Source organism: Mesorhizobium sp. M7A.F.Ca.ET.027.02.1.1, from assembly GCF_004022985.1.
GTDB lineage: Bacteria > Pseudomonadota > Alphaproteobacteria > Rhizobiales > Rhizobiaceae > Mesorhizobium.
On the sequence record NZ_RZOL01000546.1, the window covers coordinates 1 to 3214 of the forward strand.

2 protein-coding genes and 1 pseudogene are annotated in these 3214 nt (G+C 59.1%); 1 reads left to right on the plus strand and 2 read right to left on the minus strand.

Annotated elements, in window-relative coordinates:
* Positions 1 to 166 precede the first annotated feature (166 nt).
* Positions 167 to 757 (minus strand): annotated as a pseudogene (locus EN749_RS33060) (Tn3 family transposase); the annotation flags it as partial.
* A 310-nt stretch (positions 758 to 1067) separates the two neighbouring features.
* A complete protein-coding gene (locus EN749_RS37950; RefSeq protein ID WP_189367884.1) occupies positions 1068 to 1331 on the minus strand; it encodes a hypothetical protein in 264 nt (87 codons plus the stop codon).
* Positions 1332 to 2548: 1217 nt separating this feature from the next.
* On the opposite strand from EN749_RS37950, the gene EN749_RS33070 reads away from it, so the two are divergent.
* The coding region (locus EN749_RS33070; protein ID WP_281061940.1) for a formyltransferase family protein at positions 2549 to 3214 on the plus strand (666 nt) is incomplete at its 3' end.

Here is a 3214-nt window from a genome sequence, read left to right on the forward strand (position 1 = left end):
AGGTTCTGATCCGCCCAGGCGAGGATGCCGTTCGAGGTGAACTCGCTGCCATAGCACCTACGGATTGAAGGAGCGGCGGCGACCGAGAGAGCGGTGCGCGCAGCTTTTCGGGGTCCGAACAAGAGCAGTGCGAAATCGTACGCTAAGGCTGAACGGAGCATGAACGTCATGCGGCTTGGCGTAACCGAGCCGGTAGTCTGAGCGACCGGAAGTCTTCAGGCATCTGATATTCTGCATCCCAGGTGTAGATGCCGGTCAGATTGATGTGTTCCCAGCTCAGCGGCGAGACGTGCTTGAGCAGATGATCCGGAATCTCGCGATGCATTTTGCGCAAATGGCTGACGGCCCGTTCGATGTAGACCGTGTTCCAGTGCACGATCGCGCTGATGACGAGGTTGAGGCCCGAGGCGCGGAAGGCCTGGCTTTCGAACGATCGGTCCCGGATCTCACCGCGCTCGTGGAAGAAGACGGCGCGCTTCAGCTTATGCGCCGCCTCACCCTTGTTGAGGCCGGCCTGGCAACGCCGGCGTAGCGCTGGACTTGAGTACCATTCGATCATGAACAGCGATCGCTCAATCCGGCCAAGTTCCCGTAGCGCACTTGCGAGCTGGCTTTCCTTCGGTGATGCTGACAGCTTCTTCAGGATCGTAGACGGCACCACTGATCGCGTCGTGATCGACGCCGCCAGATGGAGCAAATCGTCCCAGTGATCGAGGATCAGGATGGTGTTGATCGGCGTCCCGATATGGTTCGACAGCAGTCGGCGGACGGTCAGGAGATGAGCTTTGGCGCTCTCTTCCGGAGAGCCGCGCCCGACGTCGAGGCACGTCAGGCAGCGACATGGCCGTCGGTTCATCCCGGAGCTAAGCATTTCGCGGACATCGTTCGGGACAGAACTCAGCTCGGACACTGGGAAGTGCGATCTAGCTCATGTCACTTCGGCCGCCTCTAGAGAAACTTCGCGGAGGGTACCTGCCACCGACCAGCAAGTAGTGCTCGGCCTGGACTGGGTTTCACCGTAAGTTATGCCGCCATCTGTGGCGCAGCGGCCATCGCAGGCGCCGCTACTATCCTTCATCTCGGGGCAAAGTACCATCTTTTCTGCCGCAGCTTCTTGCGGCGAGTTCGGCGATCGCCAGGCGATGCGTGCGGCGCATCCGGAACCGAGCTTCCTCAACCGTTGTGGCTAGGAAGCGATGGTCGGGCATGGTCATGTCCCTGGCGACTGCTTCAGCGGTGGTTAACACGGGGTGAGAAACATTTTCGCCAAGAACAATCGGCTGCGGCCCCGCCTCGGCGACCGCACCTTTCGTGTGCGCTTTCGCAACCATCGTTAGCGATGCCGGCCCAGATCGACGCATCGCCCGCCCCATGGCGACCAGCTCCCCCACGCTGGCAGGTCCTCCAGCCGGCACATCATCGATTGGGAGGCCAGATCCCGACCCGACGGCGGCATCCTGGGCCATCTTGCAGACTGGATCGGGGCGCAGCCGGTTTGGCGTCGTTGCCGTCCTGGTAGCCGGCGGCGATCACCCGGCCAAGCTGTGGGCAGTCTGGTCCGGCTAGCGCGGATCGTCGATGCAGCGCGCCAGACGCTCGGCCACCCGCAGCCCTCCACTTCGGCCAGAGCCAGGAAGCCGCTGTAGGACGACAGCATGCCGCCGTCGAAACGGGGGACGACGGACTTGCCGCCTACTGATGACATACAGCTCAGCGGCAGCCTGGTCGTTCATGGCGGGTGTGATCTCGGAAAATGATTCGGATCGGGCTTAGCAACCAAATCCCATTTCATTTCAAAGTCTTGCACCAAATCCGCCAACCACCATGAATTTTTCGGGTTAGGAGCTTCTGCTCCTGAACCTGGCAACTCCTAACTGACAACCCGCAAGCCGCGAAACTCGAAGCCTCCTCAGATCGCTTACGTCCAGTGTCCGACATTGTCGGACATTTGTCATGGTGTGATTAGCGCCAAGCCTTGTTGTGACGTGATTATCTCCTCTGGCACGGCACTTGCTCGTTCATATGCATACGGGTCCCAGCTGAGGAGAAATCGTCTCATGATTACGCCCATTGGTAGGCCAGCTAGCTCAAGGTGTCCGTGGACGCAGGTAAGCGGCTCAGCTTCGAAAACACGCTGTTGTGCTAGTGGTGTATGAAGGGCATTCAGCCGGCGATAACGAGGTAGGCAAGTACAGTCTCAGTTGTTGCAGTATGGACAACGGCCGGCATCATCAGCGAACCCGTTGCACAATAGGTGCGATACGATGAGGGGCCGCCGCAGAGAGCGCAACAGGGGTGCAAGGCGTGACATTGTCATCGTTATGCTGATGACCTTCCTTGTGTTGGTTGACTCGCAGAACCGCCGAGTTCGATTGGTATTAAGCGCGCTTTCCCCCGAGCAGATCCGAACCAGTGTGACGGGTTTAGGCCGCTATGCGGCGCGGCGGTTAGGGCGGGAACGGCCCAGATTGGGACTGGCTGAGGGATGAAAATGGTATATCGGTCTTCTCCGGTGCGCGGTCATGCCTGTCAACTAGGCGAGCAGGGCATGGATCCTGCAGCCCGGCCAATCTTTTCCAGCATCATTCTTGGCAGTGGTACGCTAGCTATCGCGTGCGCACAACTGGCAATGGAGATGGGCCACGTCATTGGCGCGGCCCTGTGTACTGACGCGATTTTCGCGGATTGGGCGGCTCGCGCCAACATCTTGCGCATTGCGAATGTTGAAGAACTCTCCACTTTACTGAACAATGAGCCAGTGGATTGGATATTCTCGGTTGCCAACCCGCTTAAATTGCGACCGGACGTGTTTGAGCGAGCGCGACAAGGTGCATTTAATTATCACGACGGTCCATTGCCACGGTACGCGGGAACGCATGCGACGTCCTGGGCGCTGCTGGCGCAAGAAACCGAATACGCCGTCACCTGGCATCGGATCGATGACGGTGTTGATACCGGTGACGTCGTGGTTCAGCGCCAAGTCCTGATTGCGCCCACCGACACGGCAATGACGCTGAACCTCAAATGTTATGAAGCCGCGATCGAGGGTTTCCGCGAACTCTTAACTGGCCTCAAGATCGGGAAACTTACTGCCTATCCGCAGGCGCTGGTGAACAGGAGTTATTTTCCGAAGCGTCGGCGCCCAGATGCGGCAGGCTATCTGCGATGGGATCAATCCGCGCAAGATTTGTCAGCGATGACGCGTGCCCTAGAC

Bases quoted from the DNA above. Each gene is read 5' to 3' on its own strand.
- EN749_RS37950 (WP_189367884.1), bottom strand. From the start codon at position 1,331: ATGGTTGCGAAAGCGCACACGAAAGGTGCGGTCGCCGAGGCGGGGCCG.